Here is a 17,862-nt window from a genome sequence, read left to right on the forward strand (position 1 = left end):
TAGCAGAGACAAGAAAAGGCGGAACCATGTTTCCACCTTTATCCTTGTGTATTGTGCTTTTTGATTATTGAGTGATGTCGTCGCCGAACCACTTAGTCGAAATTTCTTTCAATGTGCCATCTTCACGCATCGATTTCAGTGCCGCATTCACTTCTTTTTGAAGCTTACGACCCGCTTCGTTATCAACGAATGGCCATGCATTTTGAATGGTTTCGAATGGCTGACCTGCAAGCTCAAGAGGAAGCCCCGTCTTCTTGATAAGCTCTAGTGCAGATAAACGGTCCATGATGAACGCGTCAGCGCGGCCAAGTGCAACATCGTGCTCGATGCCTGTGTCGTAGGTCTTGATGTTGATTTTGTTGTCTTTATCGTAATCGCGTAGCAGCTGCTCAAAGTTTGAGCCTAGGTTGACTGCAACCGTTTTACCCGCAAGATCAGCGATGCCTTTAATCTCATCGTTGCCTTTACGAATCGTAATTTGTGCACCGTCTACAACGTATGGGTCAGCAAAAAGGTATTTTGCTTTACGCACATCTGTCATGGTTATTTGGTTAGAAATGGTATCGATACGCCCCGTTTCTAAAAGACCAAACAAACCTGAGAAATTTGCTGTTACGTATTCAACGTTGTAATCATTACGTTTGCCGATTTCGTCCCAAAGATCGACTTCAAAACCTTGAAGCACATCTTTTTCCACAAACGTGAATGGGAAGTAGCGACCAGACATTCCAACTTTCACGTCTGTCGCAGCGTGAACAGTTTGTGCGAAAGAAGCAGTTAGAGCGAGAGCAGCAAGAGCGGACTTAATCCAGTATTTCATTCGTTATATCCTCATTATTATGGAGGGGAATATTACTGTTAATTGTAATATTAGTGAAAATAACGAGTTGTTATTACAAATAACCAACTATCTTAAAAGAAACGACTTGTTAACATTTGATCTTGGGGATAAACCGCTATTGATCCACAAATTGTGGGTGATCATGTGGGTAATATTGGGGAAAAGTGTGCGGATCACTCGAATTGAGGATGAAAAATTGTGAATAACTTCGATCTTATTCACTGGATCTGCGATCATTTACTAGCGATCTGGGCAACAGAGCGCTAGAATTACCAACCTTTTCCAAATAACGATTACAAGAGTGAGGGCAACGTGTCATCTTCGCTTTGGTTGCAGTGTCTGCAACAGCTACAAGAAGAGCTTCCAGCGACTGAATTTAGCATGTGGGTCAGACCGCTTCAGGCGGAGCTCAATGACAATACCCTGACTTTGTTCGCCCCTAACCGTTTTGTGCTTGATTGGGTACGCGATAAGTACTTCGACAATATCAATCGCCTGCTTCTGCAATTTTGTGGGAATGATATTCCTAGCCTTCGTTTTGAAGTCGGCAGTCGCCCAGTTTCTGCACCTGCACCTGCCGCTCGATCAAAAGCCGATGTCGCTGCAGAATCGTCTGCACCAGCGCAGCTTCACGCGCGCAGACCCGTGCACAAAACTTGGGAAAATGAAAATGAAGTGGTGGACATCAATCACCGCTCTAATGTCAATATTAAGCATAAATTCAATAACTTCGTTGAAGGTAAGTCGAACCAGTTAGGCTTGGCAGCAGCGCGTCAGGTGGCGGATAACCCTGGTGCAGCGTATAACCCACTGTTTCTTTATGGCGGCACGGGCTTAGGTAAAACTCACTTGCTCCATGCCGTGGGCAACGCCATTGTGGATAATAAGCCCAATGCGAAAGTGGTGTACATGCACTCTGAGCGTTTCGTTCAAGACATGGTAAAAGCGCTGCAAAACAATGCGATTGAAGAATTTAAGCGTTATTACCGCAGCGTTGATGCATTGTTAATCGATGACATTCAGTTTTTTGCTAACAAAGAGCGTTCTCAAGAAGAGTTTTTTCATACGTTCAACGCATTGTTAGAAGGCAATCAACAAATCATCCTGACTTCTGACCGTTATCCTAAAGAAATTAATGGGGTAGAGGATCGGTTGAAATCTCGCTTTGGCTGGGGTTTAACCGTTGCGATTGAGCCGCCGGAGTTAGAAACTCGCGTAGCGATCTTGATGAAGAAAGCGGAAGACCATCAAATTCACCTTGCCGATGAAGTCGCGTTTTTCATTGCAAAACGCTTGCGCTCTAATGTTCGTGAGCTGGAAGGTGCGCTAAATCGTGTTATTGCCAACGCGAACTTTACTGGTCGCCCCATCACTATCGATTTTGTTCGTGAAGCGTTGCGCGATTTATTAGCATTGCAAGAAAAACTGGTGACGATCGATAACATCCAGAAAACCGTCGCCGAATACTACAAGATTAAAGTAGCGGATTTGCTGTCTAAGCGCCGCTCACGCTCCGTTGCTCGTCCTCGTCAATTAGCAATGGCGCTTTCCAAAGAGCTCACCAACCATAGTTTGCCTGAAATTGGTGATGCCTTTGGTGGTCGTGACCATACCACGGTGCTGCACGCTTGCCGCAAGATAGAGCAGCTTCGTGAAGAGAGTCATGATATAAAAGAGGACTATTCGAACCTAATTAGAACCTTATCGTCATAAGGCAAAGAGATACCAATGAAATTTACCATCGAACGCAGCCACCTGATCAAACCGTTACAACAAGTTTCTGGCGCTCTGGGTGGACGCCCCACGTTACCTATTCTGGGTAATTTGTTTCTGAAAGTCGAAAACAACGTGCTTTCATTGACCGCGACCGACCTTGAAGTCGAGCTGGTGGCAAATGTGGCGTTGGAAGGCGATTTTGAAGCGGGCAGCACAACTGTTCCTTCTCGTAAATTTCTGGATATTTGTCGAGGATTACCAGACGACGCGATCATCACTGTAGTGATGGAAGCGGACCGTGTTCAATTGCGCTCTGGTCGAAGCCGTTTTTCTCTTTCGACTCTGCCTGCGAGTGACTTCCCAAACATTGAAGACTGGCAAAGCGAAGCAGACATTACGCTTTCTCAGCAAGACCTACGTAGCTTGATTGAAAAAACGCAGTTTTCAATGGCGAACCAAGATGTTCGTTACTATCTGAATGGTATGCTGTTTGAAATCGAAGGAACGACGCTTCGCTCTGTGGCAACAGACGGCCACCGTATGGCAGTTTCACAAACTCAGCTTGCATCAGAATTGCCGAATCAACAAATTATCTTGCCTCGCAAAGGTGTTCAAGAGCTCGTTAAGCTGCTGGATGCACCAGAAGCCGAGGTGACTTTGCAAATAGGCAATGCCAACTTACGTGCGGCTGTGAATAACTTTACTTTCACCTCTAAATTGGTGGATGGTCGATTCCCAGACTACCGTCGAGTCATGCCACAAAGCAGTAACAAAACATTAGAAGCGCCATGTGATGAGTTAAAACACGCGTTTTCTCGCGCAGCAATTCTATCGAACGAAAAGTTCCGTGGTGTACGCGTGAACTTCATTGGCAATGAAATGCGCATTACTGCCAACAACCCAGAACAAGAAGAAGCGGAAGAAGTGCTTGATGTTTCTTTTGATGGCGACGACTTGGAAATCGGGTTTAATGTCAGCTATGTTTTGGATGTATTGAATACCCTTCGCTGCGATAAAGTGCGAATCTCAATGTCTGATGCGAATGCCAGCGCACTGATTGAGAATGCCGATGATGACAGCGCCATGTATGTGGTGATGCCAATTCGCTTGTAGTGGATTGGGTTTATGCCACTCACCAGACTGATTGTTCAGACATTTCGTAATATTGAAGCCTGTGACGTTGAACTGTCACCAGGCTTTAATTTTCTTATTGGCCCTAATGGCAGTGGGAAAACTAGCATCATCGAAGCGATTTATTTGCTTGGGCATGGGCGTTCATTTAAAAGCTCTTTGACGGGAAGAGTTATCCAAAACGACTGTGATGAACTCTTCGTACATGGTCGTTTTTTGAACCAGGATCAATTTGAGCTGCCAATTGGCATTAATAAGCAGCGCGACGGCTCAACAGAGGTTAAAATAGGCGGTCAGTCTGGACAAAAATTAGCGCAGTTAGCTCAGGTTTTACCTTTGCAATTGATTCATCCAGAAGGGTTTGAATTACTGACAGACGGTCCAAAATTTCGTCGAGCATTTATCGACTGGGGTGTTTTCCATACCGAATCACATTTTTATGATGCATGGGGAAGATTCAAACGGCTTAATAAGCAACGAAATGCATTGCTGAAAACCGCCACCCATTATAAAGAGCTCAGTTATTGGGATCAGCAAATGGCAACGCTGGCTGAAAATATCAGTCAATGGCGACAAGAATACGTTGAAAACATGAAGAAAGTGGCGGAAGAAATCTGTCGCACATTTTTGCCAGAATTTGATATCCAATTGAAGTATTATCGAGGGTGGGACAAAGATACACCTTATCAGGATATCCTCGAAAACAACTTCGAACGTGATCAGTCACTTGGCTACACATTCAGTGGACCCAATAAAGCTGATTTGAAAATCAAAGTGAATGGAACGCCCGTTGAAGACGTTTTATCACGCGGTCAATTGAAACTCATGGTCTGTGCGCTGAGAGTCGCGCAAGGGCAGCATTTGACTCAAATGACAGGAAAGCAGTGTATCTACCTGATAGATGATTTTGCTTCTGAATTAGATAGCCAACGTCGACAGCGTCTTGCAGACTGCTTAAAAACGACGGGGGCACAAGTATTTGTAAGCTCTATTACTGAGAGCCAAGTCGTTGATATGCTCGACGATAATGGCAAAATGTTTCATGTGGAACATGGCAAAATAGAGCAAGGATAAAAAGAGAGTAACTCATGTCAGAAAATTACGATTCATCGAGTATTAAAGTACTGAAGGGTCTGGATGCGGTTCGTAAGCGTCCGGGTATGTACATCGGCGACACTGACGATGGCACCGGTTTACACCACATGGTTTTTGAGGTGGTGGATAACTCTATTGATGAAGCGTTAGCAGGTCACTGTAATGACATCATTGTGACTATTCATGAGGACAACTCAGTCTCGGTACGTGATGACGGCCGTGGTATCCCAACGGAAATGCACCCAGAAGAGAACGTATCAGCAGCCGAAGTTATCATGACGGTACTTCACGCTGGTGGTAAATTCGATGACAACTCATACAAAGTATCGGGTGGTCTACACGGGGTAGGTGTTTCGGTAGTAAATGCACTGTCTAAGCAGGTAACCCTAACCATCCATCGAGGTGGTGAAACCCACGCTCAAACTTACCATCATGGTGACCCTCAAGCGCCACTGACAGTGGTTGGTAAAACAGAGAATACGGGTACTGAAATCCGTTTTTGGCCAAGTGAAGAGACCTTCACGAATATTGAGTTCCATTACGATATTTTAGCAAAACGTCTACGTGAACTTTCGTTCCTAAACTCTGGTGTATCAATCAAACTGGTTGATGAGCGAGAAGAAGACAAAATGGATCACTTCATGTTTGAAGGTGGTATCCAAGCGTTTGTTGAGCACCTGAACACCAATAAAACACCGATTATTCAAAAAATATTCCACTTTGATTTTGAGCGTGAAGATGGCATTACGGTCGAAGTCGCCATGCAGTGGAATGATGGTTACCAAGAAAACATTTACTGTTTCACCAATAACATCCCTCAGCGTGATGGTGGTACTCACTTAGCCGGCTTCCGCGCTGCTCTAACGCGTACGCTAAATAGCTTCATGGACAAAGAAGGCTTTTCGAAGAAGGCGAAAACCTCGACTTCTGGAGATGATGCTCGTGAAGGTCTAACGGCTATCGTTTCAGTGAAAGTGCCCGATCCGAAGTTCTCAAGCCAAACCAAAGATAAACTGGTTTCCTCTGAGGTGAAGTCTGCGGTTGAATCTGCAATGGGTGAGAAACTGTCTGAGTTCCTTGTTGAGAACCCAGGTGAAGCGAAGATTGTATGTACCAAGATCATTGATGCAGCACGAGCTCGTGATGCGGCACGTAAAGCACGTGAAATGACTCGTCGTAAAGGTGCATTGGATTTAGCTGGTCTGCCCGGTAAATTGGCGGATTGTCAGGAAAAAGACCCTGCACTCTCAGAACTGTACATAGTGGAGGGTGACTCTGCAGGCGGTAGTGCCAAGCAGGGACGTAACCGTAAGAACCAAGCAATTTTGCCGCTTAAAGGTAAAATCCTTAACGTTGAAAAAGCACGCTTCGACAAAATGCTGTCTTCTCAAGAAGTGGCAACGCTTATTACTGCTCTCGGCTGTGGTATTGGTCGTGACGAATACAACCCAGATAAATTGCGTTACCACAACATCATCATCATGACCGATGCTGATGTCGATGGTTCTCACATCCGTACACTTCTGCTCACGTTTTTCTACCGTCAAATGCCAGAACTGATAGAGCGCGGCTATGTATACATTGCTCAGCCACCACTTTACAAAGTGAAGAAAGGCAAGCAAGAACAGTATATTAAAGATGAAGATGCGATGAGTCAGTATCAAGTTTCTTTGGCTCTAGATAATGCGTCACTTCACGTGAATGCAGAAGCACCAGCGCTAGCCGGTGAAGCATTAGAGAAACTGGTTCAACAGTATAATGCGGGCATCAAATTAGTGGATCGCATGAGCCGTCGCTACCCACATGCGTTGGTGCATGAATTTGTTTATGTGCCTCGTTTAAGTGCCGAACAATGCCACGCCACCGCGGTGGTAGAAGCTTGGGGTAAACGCCTCGTAGAGCAGCTTAACGAAAAAGAAGTAGGCGCAAGCCAATACAGTTTGGAAATCGAAAAACACGAAGAGTTAGGCATTAGCTTACCAAAGATCGTGGTTCGTACTCATGGTGTTACCCACGAGCATGTGCTCAGTGTCGATTTGTTTAATTCGAAAGAATACGGCAAGTTAGCGGAGCTTTCTGAAGCGCTAGATGGGCTTATCGAAGACGGTGCTTACATTAAGCGTGGCGAACGTACTCAACCAGTTGTGAGCTTCGTTGAAGCGCTTAATTGGTTAATCAAAGAGTCTCGTCGTGGTCTAAGTCTACAGCGATACAAAGGTCTAGGTGAGATGAACCCAGATCAGCTTTGGGAAACCACGATGGACCCAGAAACACGTCGCATGATGCAAGTGACCATCGAAGATGCAGTAGGTGCAGACCAGCTATTTACCACATTGATGGGTGATCAGGTTGAGCCGCGTCGTAACTTCATTGAAGAGAATGCGCTAAAAGTAGCCAACCTAGACGTTTAAATTATTTGGTGCTTAGCCCTTTCGCTTCATTTCTTCGTCAGAGGTACTCACATACGCTTGTATGCTCCGCGCCTCTTCCTTGAACTGAAGAGAAATTGCGTTGCCCCACGAAATTTAAATTAATAGATAAAAGACTGCCTTCTTGGGTGGTCTTTTTCTTTTTTAACGATATGAAAAGTAATGTTTTTAAAATTATTTTTGTTTTTTCTCTTGAAAGATTAGGCGACTATCCACATATCTAGTTTTGAGAGAACGCCGTAAGGGTCTCTTAAAACGCTTGTCCAGTTTGCGTCTCGCCAAGAGGGCTAAAGAGAGCAAACATATACGGAAAGCACACAATTTAACTTTTGTTAGCGACCATGTCCCCGTGCAACGACTGCCAGTGGAATGGTAAGACTGACTCCTTGGCACCAAATTAAAATTGCCAAGGCTATTGCTTATCATAAGGATAGTATTATGCGTAATGTAGATTTCACTCCCCTATACCGTAACGCCATTGGTTTTGACCGTTTGTTGAACCTAATGGAAGCCAACAATGCCAAGAACTCTTCTGGCGGTTACCCTCCATATAACATTGAGCAAAAAGATGAAAACAACTACCGTATTACTATGGCGGTAGCGGGTTTTTCTGATGAGCATTTAGACATCACTCAGAAAGAAAACATGCTGATTGTGCGTGGTGAGCGTCAAGCCGAAGAAGGGAAGAATTACGTTTACCAAGGCATTGCTGAGCGCGATTTTGAACGTAAATTCCAGTTAGCTGATTATGTAAAAGTGGTTGGTGCAACCATGGAAAATGGTTTACTGCACGTCGACTTAGAACGCGAAATCCCTGAAGCTATGAAGCCTCGCAAGATTGCCATCAATGGCAAAAATATCATCGAAAGCTAAGATATTGGTATTAGACTTTAAATAGTAAAACGCCCGCATCCGCGGGCGTTTCTAGTTTTAGATACAAACGATCGAATCGAAATATATTAAAATGTAGAATTGGATTAGTTTTTGCGTAGGAAAATTGGAAATATGCGCTCAATATTTCTACTAATCTAAGGAATTTGTCAATACTTAACAGTATAGGCTTTGAGCAGAATTTTCGTTAAGAATTCACTATTAGTATATGGTAAACTCCTGCTCTAACTTTGAACTAGTAGTCTCAATCTCAAAGTGTAAGGAAGGCAAGTGCACAATTCAATAATGAGTGAACAAAATACCCAGATGACAAACAACTATCAACAAAATGACGAGATTGACTTACGTGAGTTGTGTCAGTCTATATGGGCTGGGAAATGGGTTGTTTTAATATCAACTGCTTGCTTTGCTGTGATTGCATTAATGTATGCGTTGTTTGCACAAGAATGGTGGACTTCAAAAGCTAAAGTGGCACTTCCTCAGCTATATAACCTAGCTGAATACGAGAAGCAAGTCAGTCAATTTCAACCCATTTTTGATATTTACCAAGAAGATGGAACCGTTTTGGTGAGCGAGAAGCTAGACTCTTTGAGGGATCCAGAGATTTTATTTGCACAATTCATACAAGCATTTAATTCTTCAAACAATAAAAAGCTATTTTTTTCCTCAAATCCAGAGTTTGTTAATTACTTGAAACAATATGATGAAGTTAAAGATAAGGAGTACCTTGAGCGGTTTTACTTGCAGTGGTTTGAGAATATATCGGCCGTCAAAGAGAGTAAAAAAGATGATGAATATATTTATGATTTGAGCTTTACTGCCAAAACTCAGGAAAACAGTGCACTTAACTTGCGAGATTACGTTCAATTTATAAAGCGAAGAACTCACGAATCAGCTTTGAGAAACTTGCAATCTATAGTAGAGGCTAAACAAGACGAACTTAATTTGCAAAAAAGAATCTTGGTAGCTCAGGCGGAATCACGCCTAGAAATTGAAATAGAAAGTGCAGAATACGCATTAAGAATGGCTAGTGCTGCCAACGTGACTTCTCCTATTCAAACTAATAGTGATAAAGAGCGTTTTCATATCAACTTAGGTGTTAATGCTTTGAAAGAAAAAGTTGAGGTTCTACGTTCTATTAAAAATTTGGGTGTAATAGAGCCTAGACTTCAGCAGGTACAAGCTAAGCTTGACTTGTTAGGTAAGCTAAAAATAAGCAATGACATTCAGTTTGATAACTTTCGGCTGCTAGATGATATTACAAAACCCAACTCTCGAGATGAACCGAAACGAACTTTGATTGTGTTGCTTGGAATTATACTGGGGCTTTTCGTGGGTATAGGTATAATCTTAGTTAGAATGGCATTCAAGCAGCAGCCTTAAATATTAAAGCTCTTCCTCGCATTTTAAGCCAACAGAATTAACTGTTGGCTTATCATATTCAATGAAAGCTTAAATATCTGAATAAGCTCTTTGAATCTCTTCAGCAATCACCGCAATGCCTTTTTGCATGGCTTCGTCATCTTGCACGTAGTTCATGCGTAAACATTGATGAGCATGATCCCATTCGTCTTTCTGGCCTATAAAGAAATATTCACCCGGGACAATCAGAACGCCTCGGTCTTTCAGTCGTTGGTATAATTCCATTGTGGTAATCGGTAATTCATCAAACCACAACCATAAGAAGATAGCGCCTTCTGGTTTGTGAATACGAAAACGTGGGTCATCGATAGCATCTTGAAGAAGCTGGACGGCGCGCTGAGATTTCTGTTGATAGAAAGGTTTGATGGTGTTTTGGCTTAGGTTAAGTAAATCACCGGATTCAATCATGTGCTTGCCTAGCGCAGGACCTAAACTTCCCGGCGCCAAGCTAATTATGCCATTCATGTTGGCAAGCGCTTGAGTAACCTCTTCATTCGCAATCACAATGCCACAACGGAGCCCAGGCAATCCGAGCTTAGACATACTCATGCAAAGGATGGTGTTGTCGTTCCAAAATGGCGTCACGTCTTCAAAAATGATGTTTGGGAAAGGGGTGCCATAAGCGTTATCGATAATCAGTGGAATATTGTTGTCACGTGCTAGTTTATCCAGCTTGCGTACTTCTTCATCTGTTAACACGTTGCCTGTTGGATTTGTTGGTCTTGATGCGCAAATCGCTGCGATAGATTCATCCACTTTTAACTGTTCAAAATCCACATGATATTTGAACATGCGGTTATCCAACATTTCGATCTCGGGGTGATAAGACACGAAAATATCATCATCAATGCCCGCATCACCGTAACCGATGTACTCAGGTGCAAGAGGAAGTAATATCTTTTTGTGCGAGCCGTCGGCATGTTGACCAGCAAATAGGTTAAAAAGATAGAAAAAGCCACTTTGGCTGCCATTGGTTAGGCTAATGTTTTTTTCTGAAACGTCCCACCCATAAGTCTCTTTTAGCATAGAAGCTAATGCTGAAATGAAAGCATTTTTTCCTTGGGGACCGTCATAGTTAGCCATTGAGGCAACCAGTTCTCCACTTTCCAGCATGCTGGCACTGGCTTGATGAAAATATTCGAGCATCGCAGGAATGGCGGCTGGGTTACCACCTCCGAGCATGATGGCGCCTGGCGTGCGGAGGCCATCGTTTAAGTCATCCATTAGCTGGGTAATACCTGAATATCGATTAAATTTTTCACCAAATGTAGAGAACTGCATTACTTCTTTTCCTAAATATTTTTTATATTTTCTGTCATATGCCGTGTGTAGTGACTGAATCGCTGTTGCTTGCCATTCAGCGCTGATACTTATGTTGATAATTTGTTGTGCAAGACTGCTCAACATACATTATCGAAACAGGAAGTAAAAGAGGGGAAGAAGCTTTGTTTTTCAAGGAGGAAATGTAAGGCTAAATAGTACAGATATATTAGCGCTATAAGGTATCGATTCACGCACAATTAATCGTGATTTTTGAGGGATAATAAGTACGAAACAACTAATGAATATGTGTAATTCAAGGGTTTTATTTAATGGTTCTGCAAGAGTGTTGATGTGTACTGAAATATAATTTTCAACATACTTATCAACGATTTGGATTGTCATGAAACACAAGATTTTACTCTCATCACCTGCTGCACTAGCATTGTCTGCTTGTAACGTAACCAACTACCAAGCGGTCGAACCAACCGCAGCACCTCATGATATTATAGAAGCCCAAGTTAAGCTTAGTGGCATAGACAATATGAAGGTCACGGATGACGGTTATATTACGTATTTTGAATCCGTACCTCATGGCTATATGTGGGACACGCAGGTTATTAAACAGATGAGCCAAGAAGGAGCATGCGAAAATCTGTATGACTTCTTAGAGCTTGGCTTTGTGGTGAAAATTGGCTTTAAAGGTGAAGGCGGCAGAGAAGAGCATTTTGACAAAGCACGCTGTGATGCGGAAGAAACAAACTGATCTCCTCCTGTTAATTAACAAAAAAGGAAGCCGTCTATCTGGCTTCCTTTTTGACATTTAAACCTGAGTTATTTCTGCAGAAGAGAAATATCCGCAATTTGTAGGAATAGGTTGCGTAGGTTGTTCAGTAGCGTTAGACGGTTCTTCTTCAGAGCTTCGTCATCCACCATTACCATTACGTTGTCGAAGAACGCATCCACTGGCTCACGCAGATCAGCAAGTTTGCTGAGGGCTTCTTGGTAGTTGCCCGTCGCGAATGCTGGCTCTAGTGCTTCCGTCATCACTTCGACGTTTTCAGCCAGTGCTTTCTCGGCATCTTCCTGAAGCAATGCGAGATCGATATCTGAAGCAAGTTCCCCATCGAATTTCGCAAGGATGTTACCAACACGCTTGTTCGCTGCCGCTAGTGCTTCTGCTGCTTCCAGTTCACGGAAGTGAGAAACGGCTTTAACACGTTGGTCAAAGTCAGCTGGCTTCGTTGGACGACGTGCTAATACCGCTTGAATGATATCAATGCTGAATCCTGCGTCTTGGTACCATGCGCGGAAACGACCTAGCATGAAATCAATAACGTCAGCCTCTACGTTTTCATTAGTCAGCTTGTCGCCTAATAGCGCTTTCGCTTTACCGATCAGATCCGTTAGGTCTAGGTTGTAGCCATTTTCAACGATGATACGTAGCACACCCAGTGATGCACGGCGTAGAGCAAATGGATCAGAACCTTTTGGTGCTTGACCAATACCGAAGATACCAACGATCGTGTCTAGTTTGTCTGCCATTGCAACTGCAGAAGAAATACCAGTACTTGGTAGGTCGTCGCCAGCGAAACGAGGCATGTATTGCTCGTAAAGCGCTAATGCAACTTGCTCGTCTTCGCCATCGTGTGTGGCGTAGTGCATGCCCATTACACCTTGCGTATCCGTGAATTCGAATACCATCGATGTCATTAGGTCACACTTAGCCAGTAGACCTGCACGCTTAGACTTTTCAACGTCAGCATCGATTTGCTCAGCAATGTAGCCAGCAAGTTCTGTGATGCGGTCTGTTTTGTCTTTGATCGTACCCAGTTGCTTCTGGAAGATGGCTTGGTCTAGTTCAGGAAGACGGTCGATAAGCGGACGCTTGCGGTCTGTGTTGAAGAAGAATTCAGCATCGGCAAGACGTGGACGTACAACCTTTTCGTTACCTTCGATAACGTAGCGAGGCTCTTTAGACTCGATGTTCGATACGAAGATAAAGTTCGGCAGCAGTTTCTTGTTCTCGTCATAGACGGGGAAGTATTTTTGGTCACCTTTCATGGTGTAAACCAACGCTTCAGAAGGGACTTTTAGGAACTCTTCTTCAAACTTCGCTGTAAGAACAACTGGCCATTCAACCAGAGACGTTACTTCTTCAACAAGGTCATCTTCTAGGTCAGCAATACCGCCAACCGCTGCTGCTGCTTTTTTCGAGTCAGCTAGGATGATGGCTTTACGCGCTTCGTAATCTGCCATGACTTTACCGCGCTCCTCTAGGATCGCCGGGTATTGCTCTGCAGAATCGATAGTGAACTCTTGCTCACCCATGAAGCGGTGACCACGGATAGTGCGACCCGATGCTACGCCTAGGATCTCTCCTTCAATTAGGTCAGAGCCCATAAGCATAGTGAGTGTTTTAACTGGACGAATGAACTGAGTCGTTTTGTTGCCCCAGCGCATTGGTTTTGCGATAGGTAGGTTAGCTAGTGCTTTAGCTGCTAGCTCAACAACGATTTCAGATGTCGCTTGGCCTTTTACTTCTTGTTTGAACAGCAGCCATTCACCTTTATCTGTTTTAAGGCGATCAGCTTGTTCAACTGTGATGCCGTTACCACGAGCCCAACCTTGTGCAGCCTTGGTTGCGTTGCCTTCAGCATCGAATGCAACAGCAATTGCAGGGCCGCGTTTTTCAACGATTTTGTCTTCTTGCCCTTCAGCCAGTGCTGCCACTTTAAGCGCAAGACGGCGAGGCGCTGCGTACCATTTCACGTCTTCGTGCGCTAGGCTCGCACCTTTAAGCTCTGCTTCGAAGTTTGCTGCGAATGCTTCTGCTAGAGTACGAAGTTGCGTTGGTGGGAGCTCTTCCGTACCCAGTTCAATTAAAAATTCTTTAGCCATGATTATTTACCTTCCTTCTTACACATAGGGAAGCCAAGTGCTTCACGTGACGCGTAGTACGCCTGCGCAACAGATTTAGTCAGGTTGCGGATACGAAGGATGTAACGTTGGCGCTCTGTTACAGAGATAGCTTTACGCGCATCAAGAATGTTGAATGCGTGACCGGCTTTTAGAATGCGCTCGTATGCTGGAAGCGGAAGTGGCTTCTCAAGCTCAAGCAGTTCTTTACACTCTTTTTCACACTGATCGAAGAAACCGAATAGGAAATCGACGTCTGCGTGCTCAAAGTTGTAAGTTGATTGCTCAACCTCATTTTGGTGGAAGATGTCACCGTAAGTCACATTAGAGCCGTCTGGTGCTACGTTCCATACAAGGTCGTAAACAGAATCTACTTCTTGAATGTACATGGCTAAACGCTCGATACCGTAAGTGATTTCTCCAGTAACAGGCTTACACTCAAGACCGCCAACTTGCTGGAAGTAAGTAAACTGAGTGACTTCCATGCCGTTTAGCCATACTTCCCAACCCAAACCCCATGCGCCTAGCGTTGGGTTTTCCCAGTTATCTTCTACGAAGCGAATATCGTGAACCAGTGGATCGACACCAAGCACTTCAAGCGAGCCTAGGTACAACTCCTGAATGTTATCTGGAGAAGGTTTTAGCGCTACTTGGAATTGATAGTAGTGCTGCAGACGGTTCGGGTTTTCACCGTAGCGACCATCGGTCGGGCGACGTGAAGGTTGAACGTATGCCGTAGACATTGGCTCAGGGCCAATTGCACGTAGACATGTCATTGGGTGAGAGGTGCCGGCACCTACTTCCATATCCAAAGGTTGTACAATCGTACAGCCGTTTTGAGCCCAATAATCCTGCAGCGCGAGGATCATTCCCTGGAAGGTTTTGATATCGTAATTTTGCATAGTCAGGTTCGCGCGATTCTTATGTATGATTTATTGAAAATAACCATTGAGTATACCCAGTTCTTTGCTTGTCGAGTAGAGGAAATATCGCTTAAACCCTGCTCAAAATGGTCATTTCATACCAAACTCGTCAGAACTCTCGCAAAATTGACATTTTATGAGCAAACAGAACGATCTATGAAATGTGTAACTTGCCATTATTAGAAGCAAATTCTACAATCAGATTGTCTTTGGGGAGTAGCTTCCCCGTCCTTCTTGGAAGCGGGACGGGATTGTACGTCAACATAATTGATGAAAACATCATGGCGTATGAGACTCAACCACCTAAAAAATCATCACATTAGGTTGGGTTTAGCGAGACCATAGACAAGGTACACAAACCAGGGGTGGGGCGTGGATCTTGTCTTTGGTTTTATTCAGATGCCCTACCCCATTGAGCATGTCGTGAGCGTTCTAGCTATATCCATTGCCAGTGTTACGCTGGCAGAGATTGGGGACAAAACCCAATTACTCTCCCTTATACTTGCCAGCCGGTATCGAAAGCCGGTGCCTATCGTACTTGCTATCTTTTTGGCGACGTTATTGAACCATACCCTTGCCGCATGGCTTGGCGTTGTTGTGGCGGATCATTTGACTCAAGACGTTTTGCGCTGGGTCGTTGTATTCAGCTTTCTAGCGATGGCTATATGGGTACTGATCCCAGACAAAATGGATGAAAATGATGGGGATGCTTCATTCCGAGGTCCTTTCGTTGCCAGCTTTATTGCGTTTTTTATCGCGGAAATAGGCGATAAAACACAGGTAGCGACGTCTATTCTTGGGGCGCAATTTTCAGAACATCTTCTTATGGTGATTATCGGTACGACCGTTGGCATGATGCTCGCCAATGTGCCTGTTGTTATGATTGGCAAATTCAGTGGAGATAAATTACCTCTAGCTTTGATAAGAAAAGCCACATGTGTGCTCTTTGTTCTGCTGGCGATAGGCGCGCTTATTTTTGGCACCGAGTAATCCATCGTATTTGTGAAAACAGACACATATTTCGATTTTGCTAAATGGTATTTTGCCTATGAAGAGTGTGGAGCAAGAGGGTAAAACCATGTTAACGCGCTATATGGGTATGACGCCGCAAAGTCAAAGTTATCTGTTTACTTTTGGATTAGGATTGACGCTACTGGGGATGGTATTAACCGAGATGTGGCTGCCAATGGTGGTAGGTGCCATCATCATGACTGGGTTGGCCGTTGAATCTTGGATTCGGGTACAACATTTGATTCCTATTAGAAAAGAACTGCGAGAGCTGCATCATCAGATGGAACACATCCAGCATCAACTTCGTTCCAAAACAGAAGAATGAAATGTTAAATGAAGGGCAAACTTAGGTTCGCCCTTTTTTGTGCCTACGCTTTACTGCCCTTGTCTTTGTATCTTATTACTTTGGGTTTGATGGGAGCGGCGGCAGAGTGACTTAGTCCATTCCTTTTTTGATGAGATATTGGTAAGGCAAGGAATCAACCTGGCTTGCTATCAACTGGTGATCCATAAAACGACAAAAGCTCGGAATGTCGCGCGTTGTTGAAGGGTCATCTGCCTTCACAAGCAATACATCTCCATTTTCCATATTTCGAATGGTTTTTCTTACCATCATGACCGGTTCTGGGCAGCGAAGACCTTCAGCCTCCAGAATTTTGGTCGCAAGAGTCGGATCAAAAGTCATAGTTGTGCGTTCAATTTGGTTTTGGAGCGCAAATCATACTGATGTCGAAAAAATATTCAATAAAGTCTTGGCAAATACAAAAAATCCATGTAACTTAATTTTTAACAATTAAATAACATTTGAGCTAGGGGGGTTGATGCTAACTCAGTTAGACCGACTTACGATTTACAGCGTATTGTGCTTTATTACATTTTGCGCGCTGATACTTAGAAGCTCATCTGAAGTCTCTCTTTTACCACTAATTGGCTTATTTTCAACAATTTTTGGCATTTGGGTAGAAATGCATCGCTGGCAGAAACACAGCGAAAAACAGAATTAACACGACACTACTACACATTCCGACACTATCCCATTTTTCTTGGGCTTCCCCGCTGAAAGGCGGGATTTTTTTTACTTTTTATTTACAAATCTATCGATTTCTACGTCACTTCTACTTTGATCTCTACCGAATGTCTCTTGCCTTAATTTTGTTATTATGACGTTTTCACAAACGAGTCTGTGCTTTGGAATTAGAAGAGATCTATCGTCGAGATTTAAATTTGCTGGTGGCGTTGCGAATCATTATAGAAGAAGGCAGTGTGAGCCGAGCTGCGACTCGGTTGAACCTGAGTCAGTCAGCAATGAGTCGTGTGCTAGGGCGATTACGCCAATTGGTGGGCGATCCATTATTCGTCCGACAAGGTCAGCACTTAATTCCGACAGAAAAAGCGATTGCACTGAATCAAGCACTGGGTGAGCCACTTGAATCGTTACGTTCGTTATTAACGCCAGAACGATTTGACCCAACAACTTGCGATCAAACGTTCACGATAGCGACGACAGATTACGCCATGCAGACCATTTTTCCGTTTGCATTGCCTCGGATATATCAAGAAGCCCCCCAAGTAAAATTTGAATTCATTCCATTGATTGACGATCAACTTCCACAGCAGTTGACGCATCAAGGTGCAGATTTGGCAATTTGCCGTCCTACGGGCTCGGTAGAGCCATTGAACAGTGATCGGCTAGGGCGTGTTGGCGTATCCTGCTTAATTTCTAAGCAACACCCGATTGCCAATAGCGATATGCGACTGCATGATTACCTTGAATACCCACACGCTATGATCGCGATAAGCGATGGCGTGAAAGCGCTGCTCGATCAGGCACTGAGTAACCAGCCAGCTCGAAATATGGTGCTCCGTGCCTATCATTTAGAAGCGGCTTTAGCGATTGTGGACACCTTGCCGCTGATCATCACTGTCCCTGCAGATTTAGCCTATTTGGTCGCAGATCGTTACGACCTATTGGTGAAACCGCTTCCTTTTGAATTCACTCCCTTTGAGTACTCGATGATTTGGCATCCTAGAAGTGACCATTCTCCAGCTCAGGAATGGTTGAGAACGATGGTAAAAGAGGAGTGCAGTCGGTTAATTGCAAAGCGAGTAGAAGATCTAGGGTTAGATAATTAAGAAAACCCTGACTAGAAAGGAGCTTGGTTTAAATTATTTTTGTGGGTCAGACAGTGTCTGACCCATGATTTAATTTTGCCAATGAGCCTTT

General features: G+C 44.0%; 16 protein-coding genes and 1 riboswitch. Of the genes, 11 read left to right on the forward strand and 5 right to left on the reverse strand.

From position 1 onward, the window contains the following. Positions 1–64: 64 nt before the first annotated feature. Complete coding sequence (locus tag Q8W40_RS22740) at positions 65–820, reverse strand: amino acid ABC transporter substrate-binding protein (RefSeq protein WP_305400456.1); 756 nt, start codon at positions 818–820, stop codon at positions 65–67. A 333-nt stretch (positions 821–1,153) separates the two neighbouring features. Here Q8W40_RS22740 and dnaA point away from each other — a divergent pair, with 333 nt between their 5' ends. The 6 genes from dnaA (at position 1,154) to Q8W40_RS22770 (ending at position 9,486) form a co-directional block, all read left to right on the forward strand. Further along, positions 1,154–2,554 carry a chromosomal replication initiator protein DnaA gene (gene dnaA / locus Q8W40_RS22745; RefSeq protein ID WP_101114893.1) on the forward strand — a complete coding sequence of 467 codons (1,401 nt, stop codon included), beginning with the start codon at positions 1,154–1,156 and terminating at the stop codon, positions 2,552–2,554. Positions 2,555–2,569: 15 nt separating this feature from the next. Then, the gene (gene dnaN / locus Q8W40_RS22750; protein WP_305400457.1) at positions 2,570–3,670 is read left to right on the forward strand and encodes a DNA polymerase III subunit beta; all 1,101 of its coding nucleotides are present in this window, start codon (positions 2,570–2,572) and stop codon (positions 3,668–3,670) included. Positions 3,671–3,682: 12 nt separating this feature from the next. Next, positions 3,683–4,762: a DNA replication/repair protein RecF gene (recF, locus tag Q8W40_RS22755; RefSeq protein ID WP_305400458.1), complete on the forward strand. Its 1,080-nt coding sequence runs from the start codon at positions 3,683–3,685 to the stop codon at positions 4,760–4,762. Positions 4,763–4,776: 14 nt separating this feature from the next. After that, positions 4,777–7,194 carry a DNA topoisomerase (ATP-hydrolyzing) subunit B gene (gyrB, locus tag Q8W40_RS22760; RefSeq protein ID WP_305400459.1) on the forward strand — a complete coding sequence of 806 codons (2,418 nt, stop codon included), beginning with the start codon at positions 4,777–4,779 and terminating at the stop codon, positions 7,192–7,194. A 456-nt stretch (positions 7,195–7,650) separates the two neighbouring features. Beyond that, positions 7,651–8,085, forward strand: coding sequence for an Hsp20 family protein (locus tag Q8W40_RS22765; protein WP_305400460.1), 435 nt, complete (start codon positions 7,651–7,653; stop codon positions 8,083–8,085). Between the two features lie 288 nt (positions 8,086–8,373). Beyond that, positions 8,374–9,486: an LPS O-antigen chain length determinant protein WzzB gene (locus tag Q8W40_RS22770; RefSeq protein ID WP_305400461.1), complete on the forward strand. Its 1,113-nt coding sequence runs from the start codon at positions 8,374–8,376 to the stop codon at positions 9,484–9,486. A 69-nt stretch (positions 9,487–9,555) separates the two neighbouring features. On the opposite strand, the gene Q8W40_RS22775 is transcribed toward Q8W40_RS22770, so the two are convergent. After that, on the reverse strand, positions 9,556–10,806 hold the full coding sequence (locus Q8W40_RS22775) for a valine--pyruvate transaminase (protein WP_305400463.1): 1,251 nt from the start codon (positions 10,804–10,806) through the stop codon (positions 9,556–9,558). A gap of 382 nt (positions 10,807–11,188) precedes the next feature. On the opposite strand from Q8W40_RS22775, the gene Q8W40_RS22780 reads away from it, so the two are divergent. Beyond that, entirely contained in the window at positions 11,189–11,551 is a 363-nt protein-coding gene (locus Q8W40_RS22780; protein WP_305400464.1) for a hypothetical protein, read from the forward strand. A 68-nt stretch (positions 11,552–11,619) separates the two neighbouring features. Here the strand turns inward: Q8W40_RS22780 and glyS are convergent, their stop codons facing one another. Both glyS and glyQ read right to left on the reverse strand, forming a co-directional pair. After that, positions 11,620–13,686 (reverse strand): glycine--tRNA ligase subunit beta, encoded by a 2,067-nt coding sequence (gene glyS, locus Q8W40_RS22785; protein WP_305400465.1) that lies wholly within the window; start codon positions 13,684–13,686, stop codon positions 11,620–11,622. A gap of 2 nt (positions 13,687–13,688) precedes the next feature. Continuing rightward, on the reverse strand, positions 13,689–14,606 hold the full coding sequence (gene glyQ, locus Q8W40_RS22790; RefSeq protein ID WP_104401108.1) for a glycine--tRNA ligase subunit alpha: 918 nt from the start codon (positions 14,604–14,606) through the stop codon (positions 13,689–13,691). 220 nt (positions 14,607–14,826) lie between these two features. Further along, positions 14,827–14,959: riboswitch (yybP-ykoY riboswitch) on the forward strand. A gap of 91 nt (positions 14,960–15,050) precedes the next feature. Between glyQ and Q8W40_RS22795 the strand changes: the two genes are divergently transcribed. Both Q8W40_RS22795 and Q8W40_RS22800 read left to right on the forward strand, forming a co-directional pair. After that, complete coding sequence (locus tag Q8W40_RS22795; protein ID WP_305400498.1) at positions 15,051–15,617, forward strand: TMEM165/GDT1 family protein; 567 nt, start codon at positions 15,051–15,053, stop codon at positions 15,615–15,617. 88 nt (positions 15,618–15,705) lie between these two features. Further along, a complete protein-coding gene (locus tag Q8W40_RS22800; protein WP_305400500.1) occupies positions 15,706–15,963 on the forward strand; it encodes a hypothetical protein in 258 nt (85 codons plus the stop codon). A 111-nt stretch (positions 15,964–16,074) separates the two neighbouring features. Here Q8W40_RS22800 and tusA read toward each other — a convergent pair whose 3' ends face one another. After that, the gene (gene tusA, locus Q8W40_RS22805) at positions 16,075–16,323 is read right to left on the reverse strand and encodes a sulfurtransferase TusA (protein WP_305400466.1); all 249 of its coding nucleotides are present in this window, start codon (positions 16,321–16,323) and stop codon (positions 16,075–16,077) included. Between the two features lie 136 nt (positions 16,324–16,459). Between tusA and Q8W40_RS22810 the strand changes: the two genes are divergently transcribed. Both Q8W40_RS22810 and Q8W40_RS22815 read left to right on the forward strand, forming a co-directional pair. Next, complete coding sequence (locus Q8W40_RS22810) at positions 16,460–16,642, forward strand: hypothetical protein (protein WP_101115429.1); 183 nt, start codon at positions 16,460–16,462, stop codon at positions 16,640–16,642. Between the two features lie 184 nt (positions 16,643–16,826). After that, on the forward strand, positions 16,827–17,771 hold the full coding sequence (locus tag Q8W40_RS22815; protein ID WP_305400467.1) for a LysR family transcriptional regulator: 945 nt from the start codon (positions 16,827–16,829) through the stop codon (positions 17,769–17,771). The last annotated feature ends 91 nt before the right edge of the window (positions 17,772–17,862 follow it).

Source organism: Vibrio penaeicida (assembly GCF_030689305.1).
Classification (GTDB): Bacteria; Pseudomonadota; Gammaproteobacteria; order Enterobacterales; family Vibrionaceae; genus Vibrio; species Vibrio penaeicida_B.